The sequence below is a fragment of the Amycolatopsis sp. NBC_01307 genome, from assembly GCF_035975215.1.
In the GTDB taxonomy this organism is placed as follows: Bacteria; Actinomycetota; Actinomycetes; order Mycobacteriales; family Pseudonocardiaceae; genus Amycolatopsis.
This window is the reverse complement of sequence record NZ_CP108403.1, coordinates 5,785,816-5,802,251: the sequence shown is the minus strand read 5'-3', so window position 1 is coordinate 5,802,251 and position 16,436 is coordinate 5,785,816. Positions and strand designations below refer to the sequence as shown.

The window sequence follows — 16,436 nt, the reverse complement described above, 5'->3', positions numbered from 1 at the left end:
AGATGGGCGGGGTGGGTACCGCTGAACGCACCAAACCGTCGCACGCGAGCTGGGCGCGCCGGATCGCCTTCGGCACGGCCCTCATGCTGCTCGCCCTCGTCGGCGGCACGGCGTTCCGGATCTGGCAGGTCGCCCGCGAGAACGACCGCACGCAGGCCGACGTCATCGTGGTGCTGGGCGCGGCCCAGTACAACGGCAAGCCGTCGGACATCTACGCCGCGCGGCTGATCAAAGCGAAGCAGCTCTACGACGCGGGCGTCGCGAAGATGATCGTCACCGCGGGCGGCAAGAAGGCCGAGGACAACTTCACCGAGGCACGGGCCGGCCAGCTGTGGCTGACCCGCCGCGGCGTGCCGGCGGCGGCGACGCTGGCCGTCGGGGAGGGCAGCGACACGCTGCGCAGCCTGCGCGCGGTCGCCCAGCAGGTCGAGGCGCGCGACTGGCACACGGCGGTGCTGGTCAGCGACCCGTGGCACTCCTTCCGCGCCCGCACCATGGCCGACGACCTGGGCCTGGACGCCTGGACCGCGCCGACGCACAGCGGGCCGATCGTCCAGGAGCGCGTCACGCAGGTCCGCTACATCGTCCGCGAAACCGGCGCGCTGCTGTACTACCGCCTCACGAAGACCCCCGCCGACGACCTCTTCGCCACTTTCCTGGGCTGAGCGTTTTGTCGGTCCGCCCGCTTAAGCTGGGCGGGTGGACCACGGTTACAGCGAGCACGACACCGCCCGCCTCCGGCCGGAACCGGCGAAGGGCGCGGCGCTGGCCGGGGCGCGCGCGGACGGGCGCAGCGCGTTCTCCCGCGACCGCGCCCGCGTGCTGCACTCCGCGGCCCTGCGGCGGCTGGCCGGCAAGACCCAGGTGGTCGGCCCGGGGGAGGGCGCCGAGATCACCGGCGCGCCGCGCACCCGGCTGACGCACTCCCTGGAGGTCGCCCAGATCGGCCGCGGCATCGCCGAGGAGCTGGGGGCCGACCCGGACCTGGTGGACACCGCCGGGCTGGCGCACGACATCGGGCACCCGCCGTTCGGGCACAACGGCGAACGCGCGCTCGACGAGGTGGCCGCCGCGTGCGGCGGGTTCGAGGGCAACGCGCAGACGTTACGCATCCTGACCCGGCTGGAACCGAAGCTGGTCGACGAGAACGGCGCCACGGCCGGGCTCAACCTGACCCGCGCCTGCCTCGACGCGACCACGAAGTACCCCTGGCCGCGCAAGCCCGGCCGGGGGAAGTACGGCGTCTACGCCGACGATGCCGAGGTCTTCACCTGGTTCCGCGACGGCGCGGCGGCGGCGGAAACGTGCCTGGAGGCCCAGATCATGGACTGGGCCGACGATGTCGCGTACTCGGTGCACGACGTCGAGGACGGCGTGCTCGCCGGCCGGATCCGGCTGCGGGTGCTGGCCTACTCGGACGAGCGCGCCGCCGTCGCCGAGGCCGCGGCCAAGCACTTCTCCGGCCAGTCGGTGTCCACTTTGGAGAGTGCGGCCGACGAACTGCTGGCGCTGCCGGTGGTCGCGGCCCTGGCCGAGGCGGCCCCGGACGGCTCACCCGGCGCGCAGGTAGCGCTGAAGCGGCTGACGAGCGAGCTGGTCGGCCGCTTCGCGACGGCCGCCGTCACCGGAACGCGAGCCCGCTTCGGCGAGGGCCCGCTGGGCCGCTACCGGGCCCGGCTGGCCGTGCCCGAGCAGGTCGCCGCCGAGGTGGCCCTGCTCAAGGCCCTGGCCCTGCGCTACGTGATGAGCGACCGACGGCGGCTGGCGATGCAGGAAGGCCAGCGCGAGCTGCTGGGCGAACTGGTCCACGCCTTGGCGAGGCGCGCCCCGGAGTCACTGGACCCGCTGTTCCTCCCGGCGTGGAAGGCCGCAAAGGACGACGCGGGCCTGCTGCGCGTGGTCGTCGACCAGGTGGCCTCCCTGACCGACGCCCAGGCCCACGCCTGGCACTCCTGGCACGTGACCCGCCACCACTAGCCCGGGGGTCCGGCGTGATGGAAGCGCCAACACCCGTGATCAGCGCGCCGACACGCGTGATTGAAGGGTCGACACGACGCGGGGGCCTGCTCCTCACCGTGTCGACCCTCGAATCACGCGTGTCGACCTCTCGATCACGGGTGTCGACCTCCCCATCACGCGGGCCGGCGCTTCCGGCGCGGGGTGGCCGCCGCCGGGTTCGTCACCCGGTGGGGGAGTTCCGCGTGGCCGCCCGGCTGGGTGAGGGGTTCCGGTAGTCTCGCCCGCATGGCCACGGACAGCCACCTCCGGTTCGCCCTTGCCGTCCATGGGGCCCTCGGCGCCGAGGGCGGGAACTCCTGTTTCTCGCCGTATTCGGTGGCCAGCGCGCTGACGCTGGCCGCGCTCGCCGCCCGGGGGGCCACCCGTGATGAGCTGGTCGCCCTGCTCGGCGAGCCGGCCGCGCAGGCCGAGCTGCTGCGGGCGGCCACGCAGCTCGTCGAGGAGGGCCGGGGCGCCGAACCGCCCGAGATCGCCGTGGCCAACACGCTGTGGGCCGCCGACAGCCTCCCGCTCGAGGACGGCTTCAAGGCCGAACTCGCCGGGTGGCCCGGGGCGAACGTCGAGAGCGCGCCGTTCGGGGAGGACCCCGAACGCGCCCGCGCCCTGATCAACGAGGACGTCGGCCGCACCACGCACGGCCTCATCCCGCAGCTGCTGCCGCCGGGCTCGATCGACACCGGCATCGCGGCCGTGCTCGTCAACGCGCTGTACCTGAAGGCCGCCTGGAAGCTGCCGTTCCGCGAGGCCAACACCGCCGACGCGCCGTTCCACGCGCCGTCCGGCACCCGGGACGTGCCGACGATGTGGCTCGGCGAGAACGTCGGCTACGCGCACACCGGCGGCTGGCAGGCGGTACAGCTGGTCGCGGCCGGTGGCCTGCAGGCCGTGGTGCTGCTGCCCGACGGCGACCTCGCCGAGGCGGAGGCGTCGCTCGACGAAGCGGCGCTCACCGGCCTGCTCGGCAAGATCCGCTCGACGCGCGTGGAGCTGGCGCTCCCCAAGGTCTCGCTCGACGTGCCCAGCTCTCTCACCGGCGTGCTGCACGGCCTGGGCGTGCAAACGATGTTCACCGACCGCGCCGACCTGAGCGGGCTCTCCCCGGACCCGCGGCTCGCGGTGTCCGAGGTGGTGCACCAGGCCGTGCTGCGGGTCGACGAACAAGGCTTCGAGGGGGCCGCGGCGACGGCGTTGACCATGCGCCTCACCTCGATGATCACGTCCGACCCGGTCGCCGTGACGGTGGACCGGCCGTTCCTGCTGCTGGTCCGGCACGCCGGCACCGGCGCGCTCTACTTCTTCGCCAGGGTGGTCGAGCCGTGAGCTTGAAGTCCGAAGCCGTCCCCGAGCTCGTCCCACCCGCTCCCGAAGCCCCACCCGAAGGCCCGAAACGCTGGCAGTGGCCGGACTCCGCCATCATGGGCGGGTTCCTGCTCTTCACGATCCTGCTCTACAACGGCTTGTGGTTCGACCTCAAGCGCGGCTACCTGTGGAACGGCGCGTCGGACCAGAGCCAGTGGGAGTGGTACTCGACGGTCGTCGCGAAGTCCGTCCTGCACTTCCAGAACCCGTTCACCACGGACCTGCAGAACTACCCGTACGGCGTGAACATGGCGGCGAACGCGGCGATGTTCGGCCTGAACATCCCGCTCGCCCCGATTACGCTGACCTTCGGCGCCACGCTGACCTGGGCGATCGTGCTGACCGCCGGGCTCGCCGGCACCGCGATCGGCTGGTACTGGGTGTTCTCCCGGCACCTGGTGCCCAACCGCACGGCCGCCGCGATCGGCGCCGCGTTCTGCGGGTTCGCCCCGCCGATGATCTCGCACGGCAACGCGCACCCGAACTTCGTCGTGCTGTTCGTGCTGCCGTTCATCGCGCTGAAGGCGTTCCAGATCGCGCGCAACGTTCGGCCGGTGCGCAACGGCGTCGTGCTCGGCCTGCTCGTCGCGTGGCAGATCCTGCTCGGCGAGGAGCCGCTGGCGATCTTCGGGCTCACGTTCCTGGTGTTCGTGATCGCCTACCTGGTCCCGCACCGCGCCGAGATCCGCGGCATGCTCGCGCCGCTGGCCAAGGGCGTCGGCATCGGTGCCGTCGTGGCGCTGCTGATCGCGGGCTTCCCGTTGTACTGGCAGTTCTTCGGGCCGCAGAGCTTCCATTCGCTGCTGCACGGCCCGGCGGGCAACGACACCGCGGCGTTCACCCGGTTCGCGACGCAGTCGATCGCCGGCTGGCCGGAGTCGGCCGCGGACGTCTCGATGAACCGCACCGAGGAGAACGCGTTCTTCGGCTGGCCGCTGATCGTGCTCGTGGTGGTGCTGACGATCTGGCTGTGGCGCGACGTCGTGGCGCGCGCGCTCGCGATCACCACGTACGTGCTGGCGTTCCTCTCGCTGGGTGTCGAGATCACGGTGGCGCACCAGGACACCGGCATCCCCGGGCTGTGGAAGTGGCTGGGGCAGCTGCCGTTGCTGGACTCGCTGCTCGAATCCCGGCTCGCGATGGGCTGCATCCCGGTGGTCGGCGGGCTGCTGGCGATCGCGACGCACCGCGTCTGGACGGCCGCGGCCGAGCAGCCCGAACCCCTGGACGGCAAGCAGCGCTTCCCCCTGCGCCTGGTCTGGGTCGGCGCGGTGGTGGCGGTGCTGCTCCCGATCGCGCCGACGGAGCTGGTGACGCACGAGCGCCCGCTGTCGCCGCCGTTCTTCGCCGACGGCATCTGGCGCCAGTACATCGCCCCCGGCGGCTCGCTCGTGCCGGTGCCGCTGCCGAGCACCGGCGAAGCGGAACCGTTGCACTGGCAGGTGGACGCGGGCCTCGGCTACCCGATGCCCGAGGGCTACTTCGTCGGCCCGACGTCCGCGGAGGACCGCAGCGGCCGCTACGGCGCCGTCCCGCTCCCGACGTCGGACCTGTTCGCCGAGGTCGAGCGCACGGGCCAGACGGCGGAGGTCACCGAAGCCGACCGCACCCAGGCCCTGGTGGACCTGCGCAAGTGGAACGCCGACGTGCTGGTGGTCGGCCCGCGGCAGAACCAGGAAGCGCTCAAGTCCACTGTGGAGCTGCTGCTGCGCAAGCCGGCGGAGTTCGTCGGCGGGGTCTGGGTCTGGGACGTCCGCGCGCTGACGGCGTAGCCGGTCCCACGGTTCGCACGAGCCAGGCCGATGGCGTGACCGGCCACGGTGGGGCTGCTCTCGTAAGCCCCACCGGCGGCGGTCAGGCCTTCACGGCGTCGAGCAGGATCGTCGCGAGCTCCTTCGGTTGCGAGAACATCGGCCAGTGACCCGTGTTCAGCTCCACCAGGTTCCACCGGTCGCTCTTGAGCAGCTCGACGACGTCCGGGCTCGGCGTGTCGCCGTCGAGCAGGCACTTGATGTAAGTCGCCGGCAGCTCGCCGAGGGGCCGGCTCAGGACGGCCGGTTCGGTGAGCGACGCGGCCGGGTGCGGGGTCGAGCCGCCGACGATGCGGGCGATCTCGGCGCCGGAAAGGCCTTGTCCCGCATAGTCTTCCGCGGTCAGGGGCGGCCAGAAGCCGCGTTCGGTGAGGGCGGCCACCTGGGCCTCGGACCAGACGGACGTGAACGACTCGCCATCGGCCGGCACGTTGGAGTCGACGAACACCGCGCGCGCCAGCCGGTCGCCGATCCGCTCGGCGGCCTGCCCGACCGGGATGCCCGAGTAGCTGTGCCCCACCACCACGACCTCACGCAGGTCCGCGCCCTCGACGACGTCGACGATGTCCTGGACGTGGGTCGCCTGCCCGGCGGGCACCGCGCTCTTCTCGGCGACGCCGGACAGCGTCACGGGGTGGGCGCCGTGCCCGGCCGCCGTGAGCTCCGGCACCACCTCGCTCCACGCCCACGAGCCGAGCCAAGCACCTGCTACGAGTACGAATTCAGCCATGCCCGGAAACCTAGCGGAGCCCACCGACAAAATCGGTAGAGTGCCCGCTCATGACCATCGTGGACGAGCAGGGCCGGGCCGAACCGCCGGTCGACGCCGACGAAGCCGGGACTCTGCTGGGGTTCCTCGAGTACCACCGCGCGACGCTGGCGTGGAAGAGCGCGGGCCTGGACGCGGCAGGCCTGCGCGCGACCGTCGGCCCGTCCCCGCTGACCCTCGGCGGGATGCTCAAGCACCTGTCCTACGTGGAGGACCACTGGTTCTCCCGCATCCTGTTCGGCAACGAGCGGGCGGAACCGTGGAACTCGGTCGACTGGACCGCAAGCCCGGACTGGGACTGGGATTCCGCCGCGGAAGACACCCCGGAGCAGCTCCGCGAGATGTGGGAGTCGACGGTCGCCCGCTCGCGCGAGCTGGTCGCGAAGGCGATGGAGAACGGCGACCTCGCGCAGCCGGCCGTCCGCGGCTGGCCGGACGGCCGCAAGCCGAACCTGCGCTGGATCCTGGTCCACATGGTGGAGGAGTACAGCCGCCACAACGGCCACGCGGACCTCATCCGCGAGTCGGTGGACGGCAGCACCGGCGAGTAGGTCAGTGGTTCCGGGTCACCGAATCCGAGTCGACGGCCGGCTCTCCTGAGCCGTCGGCACGGTGGTGTCCGCCGCCGGTTCGACCCGGGTGAACGTCCGGGTTTCGGCGGGTGGAACGGTGAAACCACGAGGTGCGCCCAGCGCGGCACGCGTCCCCGCCGCGAGCGCCGCGGCAGTGGGGTAGCGGTCGTCCGGACTCTTCGCCATGCCTCGCGCCACCACGCCGTCGAGCGCCGCGGGCGTGCCCAGGCGCAGCAGGCTCGAGCGGGGCGGGGCCTGGTTCAGGTGGGCGTTCAGCAGGCCGCCGAGTGGGCTTCGCGGCGGAAGCGTTCGCGAGCCCCCCTGATCGGCGGCGAGAGCACTTTCAACGCCACGACCCGGTCGAGCAGGGAATCCCGTTGACCACGCGGAATCCGGTGGAGATCAAGTCACGAAGACACGAAGCAGCGCCGCTCAGTCGCGGGCGTGGGCGATCTGGAAGACGTTGCCGAACGGGTCGCGGATCATCGCCCGGCGGTCGCCGTACGGGGTGTTCGCCGGTTCCTCCAGGCTCGTCGCGCCGCAGTCGAGGGCTCGGCGGTACGTCGCGTCCGCGTCGGGCACGTACACGTACAAGAACGCGGGGAACAGCTCCCGCTCGCCCTCGGCGGAGACCAGGACGCGCGAGCCGCCGATGCGGAGGTCGGCGGGGCGGCCGCTCTCCAGCTCACCGGTCGCGCCGAACACCGTGCGCAGGAACGCGACGGCGGCGACGAGATCGCGCACCACCATCCGCGGGGTCACCGTCTGGTAGTCCTGGCTCATACCGGCCCACCCAAGTCCGTTTCGTCACGGAACACAAGGGAGGCCGACCAGCTTCGCCAGGAACCGGTCGACCTGCTCGACCGCGGGCGACCACGGCAGGTCGGGCTCGTTGATCCGTTGCGCCAGCATGCCGTTGACGGCGGTGCGCAGGTCGATGGCGACCGTCACCGGGTCGTCCGCGGGGGCCAGGCCGGCGTCCATGCACGCCCGCACGCCGTCGACCGTGCGGGCGACCATGACCTCCTTGAACGGCATCCCGAGCCGCCGGTGGACCTTGCTCTCGTGCAGCACCTTGTAGAGCCCGGGGTGCTCGCGCGCCCACGCGGCCTGCGTCAGGATCCGCGCGCGCAACGCGGCCGCCGGGTCCGGCGCCGCCGCGTAGGCGTCGTCGCCGGTCCGCACCAGCTCCTCGTGGCAGCGCTGCATAGCGGCCAGCACCAGCGCGTCGCGGTCCGGGAAGTGCAGGTAGACCGACGTCGCCGCGATCGACACCGCGCGCGCGACGGCCCGCAGCGAGAGCGCCTCGTCGTCGGCCAGCTCGTCGAGCATCCCGACGGCGGCCGTGACGATCTCTTCGCGCAGCAGTTCGCCCTTGCCGCGGGCGTTGGGACGGCGGCGGGTCTCGGTCATGGTCGTCCCACTATAGCTGGACACCCATTGCGCTACAGGTGTAGCGTAATTCGCACTACAGCTGTAGCGCTACGATCGTTCATCAACTGAGGGAGCACGATCTTGACCACCGCTGCCGCACCCACGAGCCTCGAGCGGCTCGCCGCGCTCGACCCCGCCTTCGCGCAACTGGCCGGCACCACCGCGAAGTTCGTCCGGGCGATCCCGGAGCTGACCGACCGCGAGAAGACCTTCCTGTGCGTCACGGCCGACGTCTGCCAGGGCAGCCTGGGCCTGGCGTTCACCGCGCACGTACGGGCCGGGCTGGCCGCCGGAGTGTCCACTTCGGACATCCGGGAACTGCTGCGCTTCGTCTCCTACGACTGCGGTTACCCCGCCGCGACCGCGGGCGTCGAGCGGATCACCGAGCTCGAAGCCGAACTGGGCCTGCCGCGTCCGGACGTCGAAACCCTGGCCGACGAGCTGGTCTCGACCGGCCCGGACGCCGCGCCGAGCCCGCTCCCGGACGCGGTGCGCGCCCGGCTGAGCGAGCTGGACCCGCACTTCGCCGCGTACTTCGACCTACAGTCGCGGATGCGGACCGGGCACGGCCCCGGCACGCTCACCGAGCGGGAACGCGGCCTGGTCAGCATGAGCGTCGACGTCTGCTACCAGACGCTCGCCGACACGTTCCGCATCCACGTCGGCCGCGCGCAGCGGGGCGGCGCGACGCCGGAGGACGTCCGCGCCGCGCTGCGGTTCCTGGCGCAGTTCGGCGTCACGAGGGCTTGGCACGCCTGGGAAGCGCTGAACGCGATGGGCTGACCGGCCGGGCGCAGGCCGGTGGCGTGGCTCACCCCGCCGGGTGTCACGTCCCCGGCCGCCGTCTCGTTCCTCTCCCGACCGAGACGAATGGAGACCGACATGCCCCGCATCGCCGCGAAGAAGACCACCGAAGCCGGACCGCTGCTCAAGCTCTTCTACCGCGTCGCCGGCCGGAAGTACGGCGCCGTGCCCGAGCCGATGGCCGTCGCCGCGCACCACCCCGGGCTGCTGCGCGCGAACACGGTGCACGAGCTGATGGTGCAACGCGCGTCGAAGAAGCTGCCGGCGAACGTGCGCGAGCTGGCCGTCTACCGCGTCGCCACCCGGATCGGCTGCTCGTGGTGCGTCGACTTCGGCACCATGCTGCAGAAGCACGACGGCCTGGACGTCGAACGCCTGAAGGAGATAGACGGCTACGCGACGTCGCCCGCGTTCAGCCCCCAGGAGCGGCTCGCGATCGCCTACGCCGACGCGATGTCCGCCGAGCGGGTCACGGTGACCGACGAGCAGGTCGCCGAGCTGGTGCGCGCGTTCGGCCGCGACGGCGTCATCGAGCTGACCTACCAGATCGGCCTGGAGAACTCCCGCGCCCGGATGAACAGCGCGCTCGGCATCGTCGAGCAGGGCTTCACCTCGGGCGACGCCTGCCGGGTCCCGCTCCCGTAGGACCCCGGGAACCAGACCCCGGTGGGACGCGCCCGGGGTGCCCGCCGCGGGACCGTTCCGGCATGCACCTCGTCGCCAGTGAACGGATCAAGCTCTTCAGCATCGCCACGCCGTGGGCGTGCGGCCTCTTCGCGGTCGTCGCCCTGGTCGCGCCGGCCGTGCTCACCGCGCTCACGGCCACCGAATCCCGGTTGCCGCCCACCGTCGCGAGCACCCAGTTCGGCTTCCAGCTCAGCCTGGTCGCCGTCCTGGTGCTCGCGGCCCTCTCCGTGACGAGCGAGTACCAGTCCGGCACGATCCACGGCACCTTCCAGGGCGTCCCGAGCCGGTGGCCGGCGCTGGCCGCGAAGGCCGCGGTCGTCGCCGGGTACGCGTTTCTCCTCGGCGAAGCCGCGGCCTTCCTCGCCTGGCTGGTCGCGCGGATCCTCGCCCCGGACGCCGATCTGGCGCTCGACAGCGTCGCGGACTGGACGATCGTCGCCGGCACCGGTCCGGTGTTCGCGCTCGCCGCGGTCTGCGGGGTCGGCGTCGGCCTGCTCGTGCGCCACACCGCCGGCGCGGTCGCGCTGCTCGTCGGCTACCCGCTCATGGCGGAGAACGTCATCACGCTGATCCCGCGGGCCGGGCAGGCGATCCACCGGTGGCTGCCGCTGAACGCCGTCACGAAGTTCCTCAGCGGCTCCGGCGCGGCGAACGCCGGTCGCGACGGCGGTAACGCGGCGACCCTGTCCGACTCGCCGTTGAGCCCGGGCTGGGCGTTGGCCTACTTCGGTGCCTTCGCCGTGCTCGTGCTGGTGGCCGGGATCACGAAGGCGCGGCGCCGGGACGCGTGATCCGGGTCAGCTTGTCCGGGTTGACGACGTCGTAGATCGCCACGATCTTCCCGTCGCGGACGCTCATCGCCTGGACGTGCTCGTCGAGCGCCAGGAAACCTTCACGCCCCGGCAGCGGCGGCAGGTAGAACCCGAGGTCGCCGTTGACCAGCACCGCCGCGCCGCGGGTGACGCTCTCCGGGGCGTACTTGCGCATGAGCCCGACGAAGAACCGCGCGAGCTTGTCGGCGCCGACCATGAGCTGGCGCGTGGTGCGGCCCTTGCCGTCCGAGTCGCCGATCAGCACCGCGTCCGGGTGCAGCAGCTCGACGACCGCGCCGATGTCGCCGGCGAGCAGCGCGGTGACGAACTTCTCGAGGATCTTCGCCTGCTCGTCGAGCGGCGCGCGCGGCGCCGGGTCCGCGTCGGCCAGCGCGCGGCGGCCGCGGGAGCCGTGCTGGCGTGCGGCGTCGACCGAGCAGCCGAGGATGTCCGCGATCTCGGCGAAGGGCAGCGCAAACGCGTCGTGCAGCACGAACGCGACGCGCTGCTCCGGCGTCAGCTTGTCGAGCACGACCAGCGCGGCCATCCGCAGGCCGTCGTCGCGGACGGCGAGGTCGAGCGGGTCCTCGCTGACCGGCTGCCCGAACGGCGTCACGACCGGTTCCGGCAGCCACTGGCCGACGTAGCGCTCCCGCTGCGCCGCGGCCGACTTCAGCCGGTCGAGGCAGATCCGGCCGACGACCGTGGTCAGCCAGCCGCGCAGGTCGCGGATCGCGTCCTGCCCGGCGTCGTCGAGCCCGGCCAGCCGCAGCCACGACTCCTGGACGGCGTCCTCGGCGTCGGCGCGGGTGCCGGTGAGCCGGTAGGCCACCCCGATCAGGTGGCCGCGGTGCTCGGCGAACCGCGCGGCGAGGGTGTCCTGGGCGGTGGGCGTGGAGGCCATGCCCCGAGTGTGCCGCAACCGGCGGGGATAGAGTGGGTGGCGTGGCAGGACGGATTCGGGACAGCGACATCGCGGAGGTGCGCGAGCGGAGCCGGATCGACGAGGTCGTCGGGGAGTACGTGGCGCTGCGCCGCGCCGGTGGGGGCAGCCTGAAGGGCCTCTGCCCGTTCCACAACGAGAAGACCCCGTCGTTCAACGTCCGCCCGACGCACGGCACCTTCCACTGCTTCGGCTGTGGCGAGGGCGGCGACGTGATCAAGTTCGTCCAGAAGATCGACCTGATCACCTTCGTGGAGGCCGTCGAGCGGCTGGCCGACCGGGTCGGCATCCGGCTCACCTACGAGGGCGGCGGCGCGACGATCCAGCGCGACCGCGGCAGCCGCAGCCGGCTGATCGAGGCGCACCGCGCCGCCCAGGAGTTCTACGCCGAGCAGCTGGTTACCGACGAGGCGCGCACCGCGCGGGACTTCCTGTCCGAGCGCGGGTTCGACGCCGCCGCGGCGAAGACGTTCGGCTGCGGCTACGCCCCCGGCGGCTGGGACAAGCTGACCAAGCACCTGCTCACGCGCGGGTTCGAGGTCAAGGAGCTGCTGACGGCGGGGTTGTCCAAGGAGGGCCAGCGCGGCCCGATGGACCGCTTCCACCGGCGGCTCGTCTGGCCGATCCGCGACGTCGGCAACGAGGTCGTCGGCTTCGGCGCGCGGCGGCTGTTCGACGACGACCGGATCTCGGCCAAGTACCTCAACACCGCCGAGTCGCCGATCTACAAGAAGTCCCAGGTCATGTTCGGCCTCGACCTGGCCAAGCGCGAGATCGCGAAGCGGCACCAGGTCGTCGTGGTCGAGGGCTACACGGACGTGATGGCGATGCACGCGGCGGGCGTCCCGACGGCCGTGGCGTCGTCGGGCACGGCGTTCGGCGAAGACCACATGAAGGTGCTTCGCCGGCTGATGATGGACGACGACGCCTTCCGCGGCGAAGTGATCTTCACCTTCGACGGTGACGAAGCGGGCCAGAAGGCGGCGCTGAAGGCGTTCGAGGGCGATCAGACGTTCGCCGGCCAGACCTACATCGCGGTCGCGCCGGACGGCATGGACCCGTGCGAGCTGCGCCTGGCCAAGGGCGACAGCGCGGTCAAGGACCTCGTCGCGCGCCGGATCCCGCTGTTCGAGTTCGCCATCCGCAGCACGCTGAAGAACTTCGACCTCGACTCGGTCGACGGCCAGGTCTCGGCGCTGCAGAAGACCGTGCCGATGATCGCGGCGATCAAGGACCGCGCCGCGCGTGACGGCTACGCGTCGAAGCTCGCCTGGTGGGTGGGCTGGCAGGACGTCGCCCAGGTCGTCAACCGCGTGCGCGGCAGCGCGGGCGCGACCGACAAGCGCGGTGGCGCGCCCTTGAAGCAGCCGGCCCGCGTCGGCGCTCCCGAGGTGAAGGCCCCGGAGTCCGACGTCGCCCGCCCCGCGCCGAAGGACCCGCGGTTCGCGATCCAGCGCGAGGCGCTGAAGGCCGCGCTGCAGCAGCCCGCGATCGCCGGGCCGGAGTACGACGCGCTGCCGCTGGAGGCGTTCACGCACCCGGTGTACATCGCGGTGCACGAAGCCGTGCTGAAGGCGGGCGGGGCCGGTTCGGGCCTCACCGGCCCGTCGCTGCTGGACGCGGCGGCCGCGCACTGCCCGGAGGGGACGGTCCGCCGGGTGCTCTCCGAGCTGGCCGTGGAACCGTTGCAGGCCAAGGACGAAGTCGACTCCCGCTACATCTCCTCGATCCTCGCCCGGCTGCAGGAAAGCCTCGTCGGGCGGCAGATCTCGGAGATCAAGGGGAAGCTGCAGCGGCTCTCGCCGGTCGAGGCACCGGACGACTACCGCGCCCTCTTCGGCGACCTCGTCGCGCTGGAGCAGTACAAGAAGTCGCTGGGCGAGCAGGCGTCCGCCAGCTCGTGGAGCTGACGTGAGTTTCCTGCGCCGGTTGCTCGGCGACCGCACCCCCGACGGTTTCGCCGGTTCGCTGGACGCCGGCGAGGACGTCGTGGACAGCGCCCCGGTCGAGGGCGGCGGGCACCTGGTCGTCACGCCGCTCGGGCTGTGGATCCCGGACGGTGCCGGCGGCGCGCGCCGCGTCGGCTGGCACCTGATCGGCAAAGCGGCCTGGAAGGACGGCGTCTTCACGCTGACCGAGTCGGCCGAGTCCGGCACCGCCGGGTCGGCCGTCGTGCTGAGCGACCTCGCGCCCGTGCGGTTCAGCCTGCCGGAGCCGAGCCGGGTGCCGCACCACGTGCGGCTGCGCGTCGACGGCTCGGTGCGCTCGCGGCACCGCCAGGACATCGGCGACGGCGGCGCGTGGTTCGTCCAGCGCAAGGTCCCCGGCCGCGACGGCAGCGTGCTGCAGGTCCGGCCGGACCCGGGCACGGACGTCACGCTGGTGGCGGCCATCGCCGAGCAGGTCGCCGCGAAGCTGGCTACCGCCGCCGAATAGCAGTACGCTCGTACTCAGTACACGCGTACTGTTTGTGCGGGAGGCGCCTGTGTGGGATCCGGAGAAGTACCTCGACTACGCCGACCTGCGGGCCCGGCCGTTCTACGACCTGACGTCCCGGATCGGCGCGGTGTCACCCAGGCGGGTGGTCGATCTCGGCTGCGGCCCCGGAAACCTGACGGTCGACCTGGGCAAACGCTGGCCCGGTGCCGCTTTGGAATGCAGCGACAGTTCACCCGAAATGGTGGCGGCCGCGCGTACCCGCGGCCTGGACGCCGCGGTGCTCGACGTCAACGACTGGACACCGGCGCCGGACACCGACGTCGTCGTGTCGAACGCCGTCCTGCAATGGGTGCCCGACCATCGCGACCTGCTGCGCCGCTGGGCCGGGCAGCTGCCGTCGGGCGCGTGGCTGGCGGTGCAGGTCCCGGGCAACTTCGACGCCCCGTCGCACGCGCTGACCCGCGAACTGGCGGCGTCCCCGACCTGGTCGTCACAGCTGGCCGACGTGGTCCTGCGCGAGGACGACGCGGTCTCGACCCCGCTGGAGTACGCGAACCTCCTGGCCGACGCCGGCTGCGGCGTCGACGCCTGGGAGTCGACGTATGTCCAGCCGCTGCGCGGGTCGCGAGCGGTGCTGGAGTGGATCACCGGAACGGCGTTGCGCCCGATCCGCGCGGTGCTCCAGGATGAGGCGTGGGACCAGTTCCGCGCCGAACTGGCCCCTCGGCTCGACAAGGCGTACCCCACACGCGCCGACGGCACGACGTGGTTCGAGTTCCGCCGCGTGTTCCTCGTCGCGCAGGTCTAACGCCGGCGCCCCGCCTTTTCGCTGATCTTGGCCCGGGCGACCCCGGCGGCACCCTGGACCATCGGATGGTCGACGACCCGGCGGTAGGTGCGCACGAGCTGCTCGTACCGCCCCCGGCCTGCCTTGGCGCCCAGTACGTAGCCCAGGCCCGCACCCAGCAGGAACTTCTTCATCCGTGTCCACGCCTCTCGTCGATAGGTCGTCCGACTGTCCATTGTCCAGGAAAACCGGCCGCAGGGGGCGGTTGCGCTAAGTGGGGGGTGGTGCGAACCGGGTTGCGGGGATGGTCTAAAGTTCTTCTTGTCGGGCGAGAGCGCGGCACCGGAAAGAGCGACATTCCCCTGTAGCTCAACTGGCAGAGCATTCGGCTGTTAACCGGAGGGTTCTTGGTTCGAGTCCAAGCGGGGGAGCAAAGCCCAGGTCACAGACCTGGGCTTTTTTGCTACCCCTGAGTAGGGGCGATTTAGTGTCTATCTTGATGATCGTCCAGTGATCGGCCCGCTGACCTGTGGGATCGGGCTGCCATGGTCCGCTGGCTGGCCGTGTCGGCATCAAGACGCAACCCCTGTGGGCTCGGCTGCCGGGATGCGGCATGCCGCATGTGGCATGGCGACCTGGTCCTCTCTGTGGTTATGGAGTTCAGAGTCGAAGGTCGTGAAGTCGGCCGGTGTGCTCGGTCGCGTGTGTATCTACGGCACTGCTCAGCCCGGGCCTTGAAGTTGATGTCTGTGACCGGAGGCCTGGCCGGCTGCGTTGTCGGGGCCGCCATCGTGCTGTCGAGTGCTCTGAAGGAACCCGGCGAGCAGTTCGAAGTCGGCACGAGACAGCGTTCGACGACGCAAGTCACAGAGGCGGTCAGACTGCAGCGTCGTTGCGTGTACCCGTAACAGGGTCGGCTTGGTCGACGACGGTAGATCGCGACGACGAGAGGACGCGAACTCCCATGACCTGGACGCGGCCGAAAGCCGAGACGCTGGCCCTGCCGATCGACGCTCTCGCCTTGTTGATCTTGCACGACTACAAGGCTGGAGATGGCTGGAACTGGCAGAACTGGATGAGGGGCGCCGAGCAACAGGGAACCGCCCGGGATCGTGAAATCGGCCGCGCGCTGTCAGAAGGCTGGAGTTGGTTGATGACTCACGGTCTGGTCGTACGTGATCCGTCGCAGCCGTCTGCAGACGCATATGTCGTCAGTCGCCTGGGCGAGGAGACGTTACGGTACGGCGTCGGCAAGCTCGCTGCTGCCGAACGGCTGGGGATGTCGCTGCACCCGCGCATCGCCCAGCTGGTCGAGCAGCAATTCCTACTCGGTGAGTACGACGTCGCCGTGTTCGTGGCCATGCGAGAGGTGGAGATCCGCGTCCGAGACCTCGCCGGCGCGTCGGACTCGGACCTGGGCACCAAGCTGATCGACAAAGCGTTCGCTCCCGGGGATCCCCGGGGTTTTGGTCGACCTCAAGGCCGAGCCAGGCGAACAGCAGGCGATGCTGAACCTCTTCAAAGGGGCTATCGGGATGTTCAAGAACCCGACGTCGCACCGGGCCGTGAAGTACGAGGACCCGGCGGTCGCCAGCGATGCGGTCCTGTTGGCTGATCTGCTCCTGCGGCTGCTCGACGGTGTCGAAGCCCGGCCGGCTGCTTGATCAATCGCCCTGGTTCGCGACGTTGTCTTCCGTCTGGGAGACGAGACCAGTCGCCTCGGCGAGTTTCAGGAGCTCACGTGTCTCGGCTTCGCAGCCGGGTTTCCCCATGCCCGCGCGGAGGAAGCCGAGATCTCCTCGACGACAGCGGCATCGATGCCGGGCACGCAGCTGTAGGATCCGCCATCTCGCCTGCTCTTGACGAAGATGTGCTCGCCCAGCCGTAGTTGCCACCCGATCTGGGGAACGTGGCCGATGACTTCCGTCGCAGGGCGGTTGCTGACGGTCCGCCGCTCGAGCGGATACATCGTCCACAAAGTGTGTCGTTCGGGCTCGCTC

General features: G+C 71.3%; 18 protein-coding genes, 1 tRNA gene and 1 pseudogene. 14 read left to right on the top strand and 6 right to left on the bottom strand.

The features are described from left to right. The first annotated feature begins 11 nt into the window (after positions 1-11). The 4 genes from OG439_RS24785 to OG439_RS24770 all read left to right on the top strand — a co-directional run bounded on the left by OG439_RS24785 (position 12) and on the right by OG439_RS24770 (position 5,150). Entirely contained in the window at positions 12-665 is a 654-nt protein-coding gene (locus OG439_RS24785; protein ID WP_326943259.1) for a YdcF family protein, read from the top strand. A gap of 34 nt (positions 666-699) precedes the next feature. Further along, positions 700-1,977, top strand: a complete 1,278-nt coding sequence (locus OG439_RS24780; RefSeq protein ID WP_326943258.1) for a deoxyguanosinetriphosphate triphosphohydrolase — start codon at positions 700-702, stop codon at positions 1,975-1,977. 267 nt (positions 1,978-2,244) lie between these two features. Next, a complete protein-coding gene (locus OG439_RS24775; protein WP_326943257.1) occupies positions 2,245-3,339 on the top strand; it encodes a serpin family protein in 1,095 nt (364 codons plus the stop codon). Between the two features lie 95 nt (positions 3,340-3,434). Further along, positions 3,435-5,150: a glycosyl transferase gene (locus OG439_RS24770; RefSeq protein WP_442792346.1), complete on the top strand. Its 1,716-nt coding sequence runs from the start codon at positions 3,435-3,437 to the stop codon at positions 5,148-5,150. 82 nt (positions 5,151-5,232) lie between these two features. On the opposite strand, the gene OG439_RS24765 is transcribed toward OG439_RS24770, so the two are convergent. Continuing rightward, the gene (locus tag OG439_RS24765) at positions 5,233-5,919 is read right to left on the bottom strand and encodes an alpha/beta fold hydrolase (RefSeq protein ID WP_326943255.1); all 687 of its coding nucleotides are present in this window, start codon (positions 5,917-5,919) and stop codon (positions 5,233-5,235) included. Positions 5,920-5,969: 50 nt separating this feature from the next. On the opposite strand from OG439_RS24765, the gene OG439_RS24760 reads away from it, so the two are divergent. Continuing rightward, positions 5,970-6,509, top strand: coding sequence for a DinB family protein (locus tag OG439_RS24760; RefSeq protein ID WP_326943254.1), 540 nt, complete (start codon positions 5,970-5,972; stop codon positions 6,507-6,509). Positions 6,510-6,962: 453 nt separating this feature from the next. Here the strand turns inward: OG439_RS24760 and OG439_RS24755 are convergent, their stop codons facing one another. Both OG439_RS24755 and OG439_RS24750 read right to left on the bottom strand, forming a co-directional pair. Next, on the bottom strand, positions 6,963-7,313 hold the full coding sequence (locus tag OG439_RS24755) for a VOC family protein (protein WP_326943253.1): 351 nt from the start codon (positions 7,311-7,313) through the stop codon (positions 6,963-6,965). Between the two features lie 24 nt (positions 7,314-7,337). Then, entirely contained in the window at positions 7,338-7,943 is a 606-nt protein-coding gene (locus OG439_RS24750) for a TetR/AcrR family transcriptional regulator (RefSeq protein ID WP_247055007.1), read from the bottom strand. Positions 7,944-8,045: 102 nt separating this feature from the next. Here OG439_RS24750 and OG439_RS24745 point away from each other — a divergent pair, with 102 nt between their 5' ends. From OG439_RS24745 to OG439_RS24735, 3 genes are all read left to right on the top strand, one after another. Further along, positions 8,046-8,747 carry a carboxymuconolactone decarboxylase family protein gene (locus OG439_RS24745; protein WP_326943252.1) on the top strand — a complete coding sequence of 234 codons (702 nt, stop codon included), beginning with the start codon at positions 8,046-8,048 and terminating at the stop codon, positions 8,745-8,747. Positions 8,748-8,846: 99 nt separating this feature from the next. After that, positions 8,847-9,413 (top strand): carboxymuconolactone decarboxylase family protein, encoded by a 567-nt coding sequence (locus tag OG439_RS24740; RefSeq protein ID WP_326943251.1) that lies wholly within the window; start codon positions 8,847-8,849, stop codon positions 9,411-9,413. A 62-nt stretch (positions 9,414-9,475) separates the two neighbouring features. Beyond that, a complete protein-coding gene (locus OG439_RS24735) occupies positions 9,476-10,246 on the top strand; it encodes a hypothetical protein (RefSeq protein WP_326943250.1) in 771 nt (256 codons plus the stop codon). On the opposite strand, the gene OG439_RS24730 is transcribed toward OG439_RS24735, so the two are convergent. Continuing rightward, positions 10,218-11,171 carry a sigma-70 family RNA polymerase sigma factor gene (locus OG439_RS24730; protein WP_326943249.1) on the bottom strand — a complete coding sequence of 318 codons (954 nt, stop codon included), beginning with the start codon at positions 11,169-11,171 and terminating at the stop codon, positions 10,218-10,220. The genes OG439_RS24735 and OG439_RS24730 overlap by 29 nt on opposite strands. Positions 11,172-11,203: 32 nt before the next feature. Here OG439_RS24730 and dnaG point away from each other — a divergent pair, with 32 nt between their 5' ends. The 3 genes from dnaG to OG439_RS24715 are packed head-to-tail and all read left to right on the top strand — an operon-like array spanning position 11,204 to position 14,457. Then, positions 11,204-13,120: a DNA primase gene (gene dnaG, locus OG439_RS24725; RefSeq protein ID WP_247054997.1), complete on the top strand. Its 1,917-nt coding sequence runs from the start codon at positions 11,204-11,206 to the stop codon at positions 13,118-13,120. A gap of 1 nt (position 13,121) precedes the next feature. Next, positions 13,122-13,646, top strand: coding sequence for a hypothetical protein (locus OG439_RS24720; RefSeq protein ID WP_326943248.1), 525 nt, complete (start codon positions 13,122-13,124; stop codon positions 13,644-13,646). Between the two features lie 49 nt (positions 13,647-13,695). Continuing rightward, on the top strand, positions 13,696-14,457 hold the full coding sequence (locus OG439_RS24715; RefSeq protein WP_326943247.1) for a trans-aconitate 2-methyltransferase: 762 nt from the start codon (positions 13,696-13,698) through the stop codon (positions 14,455-14,457). Here OG439_RS24715 and OG439_RS24710 read toward each other — a convergent pair. Continuing rightward, positions 14,454-14,630: a hypothetical protein gene (locus OG439_RS24710; RefSeq protein WP_247054991.1), complete on the bottom strand. Its 177-nt coding sequence runs from the start codon at positions 14,628-14,630 to the stop codon at positions 14,454-14,456. The genes OG439_RS24715 and OG439_RS24710 overlap by 4 nt on opposite strands. Before the next feature lie 164 nt (positions 14,631-14,794). On the opposite strand from OG439_RS24710, the gene OG439_RS24705 reads away from it, so the two are divergent. The 3 genes and pseudogenes from OG439_RS24705 (at position 14,795) to OG439_RS50435 (ending at position 16,100) form a co-directional block, all read left to right on the top strand. Further along, positions 14,795-14,867: transfer RNA gene (locus OG439_RS24705), tRNA-Asn, on the top strand. Positions 14,868-15,400: 533 nt separating this feature from the next. After that, a pseudogene (locus OG439_RS24700) lies at positions 15,401-15,886 on the top strand (TIGR02391 family protein); the annotation flags it as partial. 55 nt (positions 15,887-15,941) lie between these two features. Beyond that, positions 15,942-16,100, top strand: a complete 159-nt coding sequence (locus tag OG439_RS50435) for a TIGR02391 family protein (RefSeq protein ID WP_442792216.1) — start codon at positions 15,942-15,944, stop codon at positions 16,098-16,100. Positions 16,101-16,165: 65 nt separating this feature from the next. On the opposite strand, the gene OG439_RS24695 is transcribed toward OG439_RS50435, so the two are convergent. After that, the gene (locus OG439_RS24695; RefSeq protein ID WP_326943245.1) at positions 16,166-16,405 is read right to left on the bottom strand and encodes a hypothetical protein; all 240 of its coding nucleotides are present in this window, start codon (positions 16,403-16,405) and stop codon (positions 16,166-16,168) included. Between the last annotated feature and the right edge of the window lie 31 nt (positions 16,406-16,436).

What these genes read in the sequence shown, in the direction of transcription:
- OG439_RS24765 (WP_326943255.1), bottom strand. Translation starts at nt 5,919, where the DNA reads ATGGCTGAATTCGTACTCGTAGCAGGTGCTTGGCTCGGCTCGTGGGCG.
- OG439_RS24755 (WP_326943253.1), bottom strand. Translation starts at nt 7,313, where the DNA reads ATGAGCCAGGACTACCAGACGGTGACCCCGCGGATGGTGGTGCGCGAT.
- OG439_RS24770 (WP_442792346.1), top strand. Translation starts at nt 3,435, where the DNA reads ATGGGCGGGTTCCTGCTCTTCACGATCCTGCTCTACAACGGCTTGTGG.
- OG439_RS24695 (WP_326943245.1), bottom strand. Translation starts at nt 16,405, where the DNA reads ATGTATCCGCTCGAGCGGCGGACCGTCAGCAACCGCCCTGCGACGGAA.
- OG439_RS24775 (WP_326943257.1), top strand. Translation starts at nt 2,245, where the DNA reads ATGGCCACGGACAGCCACCTCCGGTTCGCCCTTGCCGTCCATGGGGCC.
- OG439_RS24750 (WP_247055007.1), bottom strand. Translation starts at nt 7,943, where the DNA reads ATGACCGAGACCCGCCGCCGTCCCAACGCCCGCGGCAAGGGCGAACTG.
- OG439_RS24730 (WP_326943249.1), bottom strand. Translation starts at nt 11,171, where the DNA reads ATGGCCTCCACGCCCACCGCCCAGGACACCCTCGCCGCGCGGTTCGCC.
- OG439_RS24735 (WP_326943250.1), top strand. Translation starts at nt 9,476, where the DNA reads ATGCACCTCGTCGCCAGTGAACGGATCAAGCTCTTCAGCATCGCCACG.
- OG439_RS24760 (WP_326943254.1), top strand. Translation starts at nt 5,970, where the DNA reads ATGACCATCGTGGACGAGCAGGGCCGGGCCGAACCGCCGGTCGACGCC.
- OG439_RS50435 (WP_442792216.1), top strand. Translation starts at nt 15,942, where the DNA reads ATGCTGAACCTCTTCAAAGGGGCTATCGGGATGTTCAAGAACCCGACG.
- OG439_RS24740 (WP_326943251.1), top strand. Translation starts at nt 8,847, where the DNA reads ATGCCCCGCATCGCCGCGAAGAAGACCACCGAAGCCGGACCGCTGCTC.
- OG439_RS24710 (WP_247054991.1), bottom strand. Translation starts at nt 14,630, where the DNA reads ATGAAGAAGTTCCTGCTGGGTGCGGGCCTGGGCTACGTACTGGGCGCC.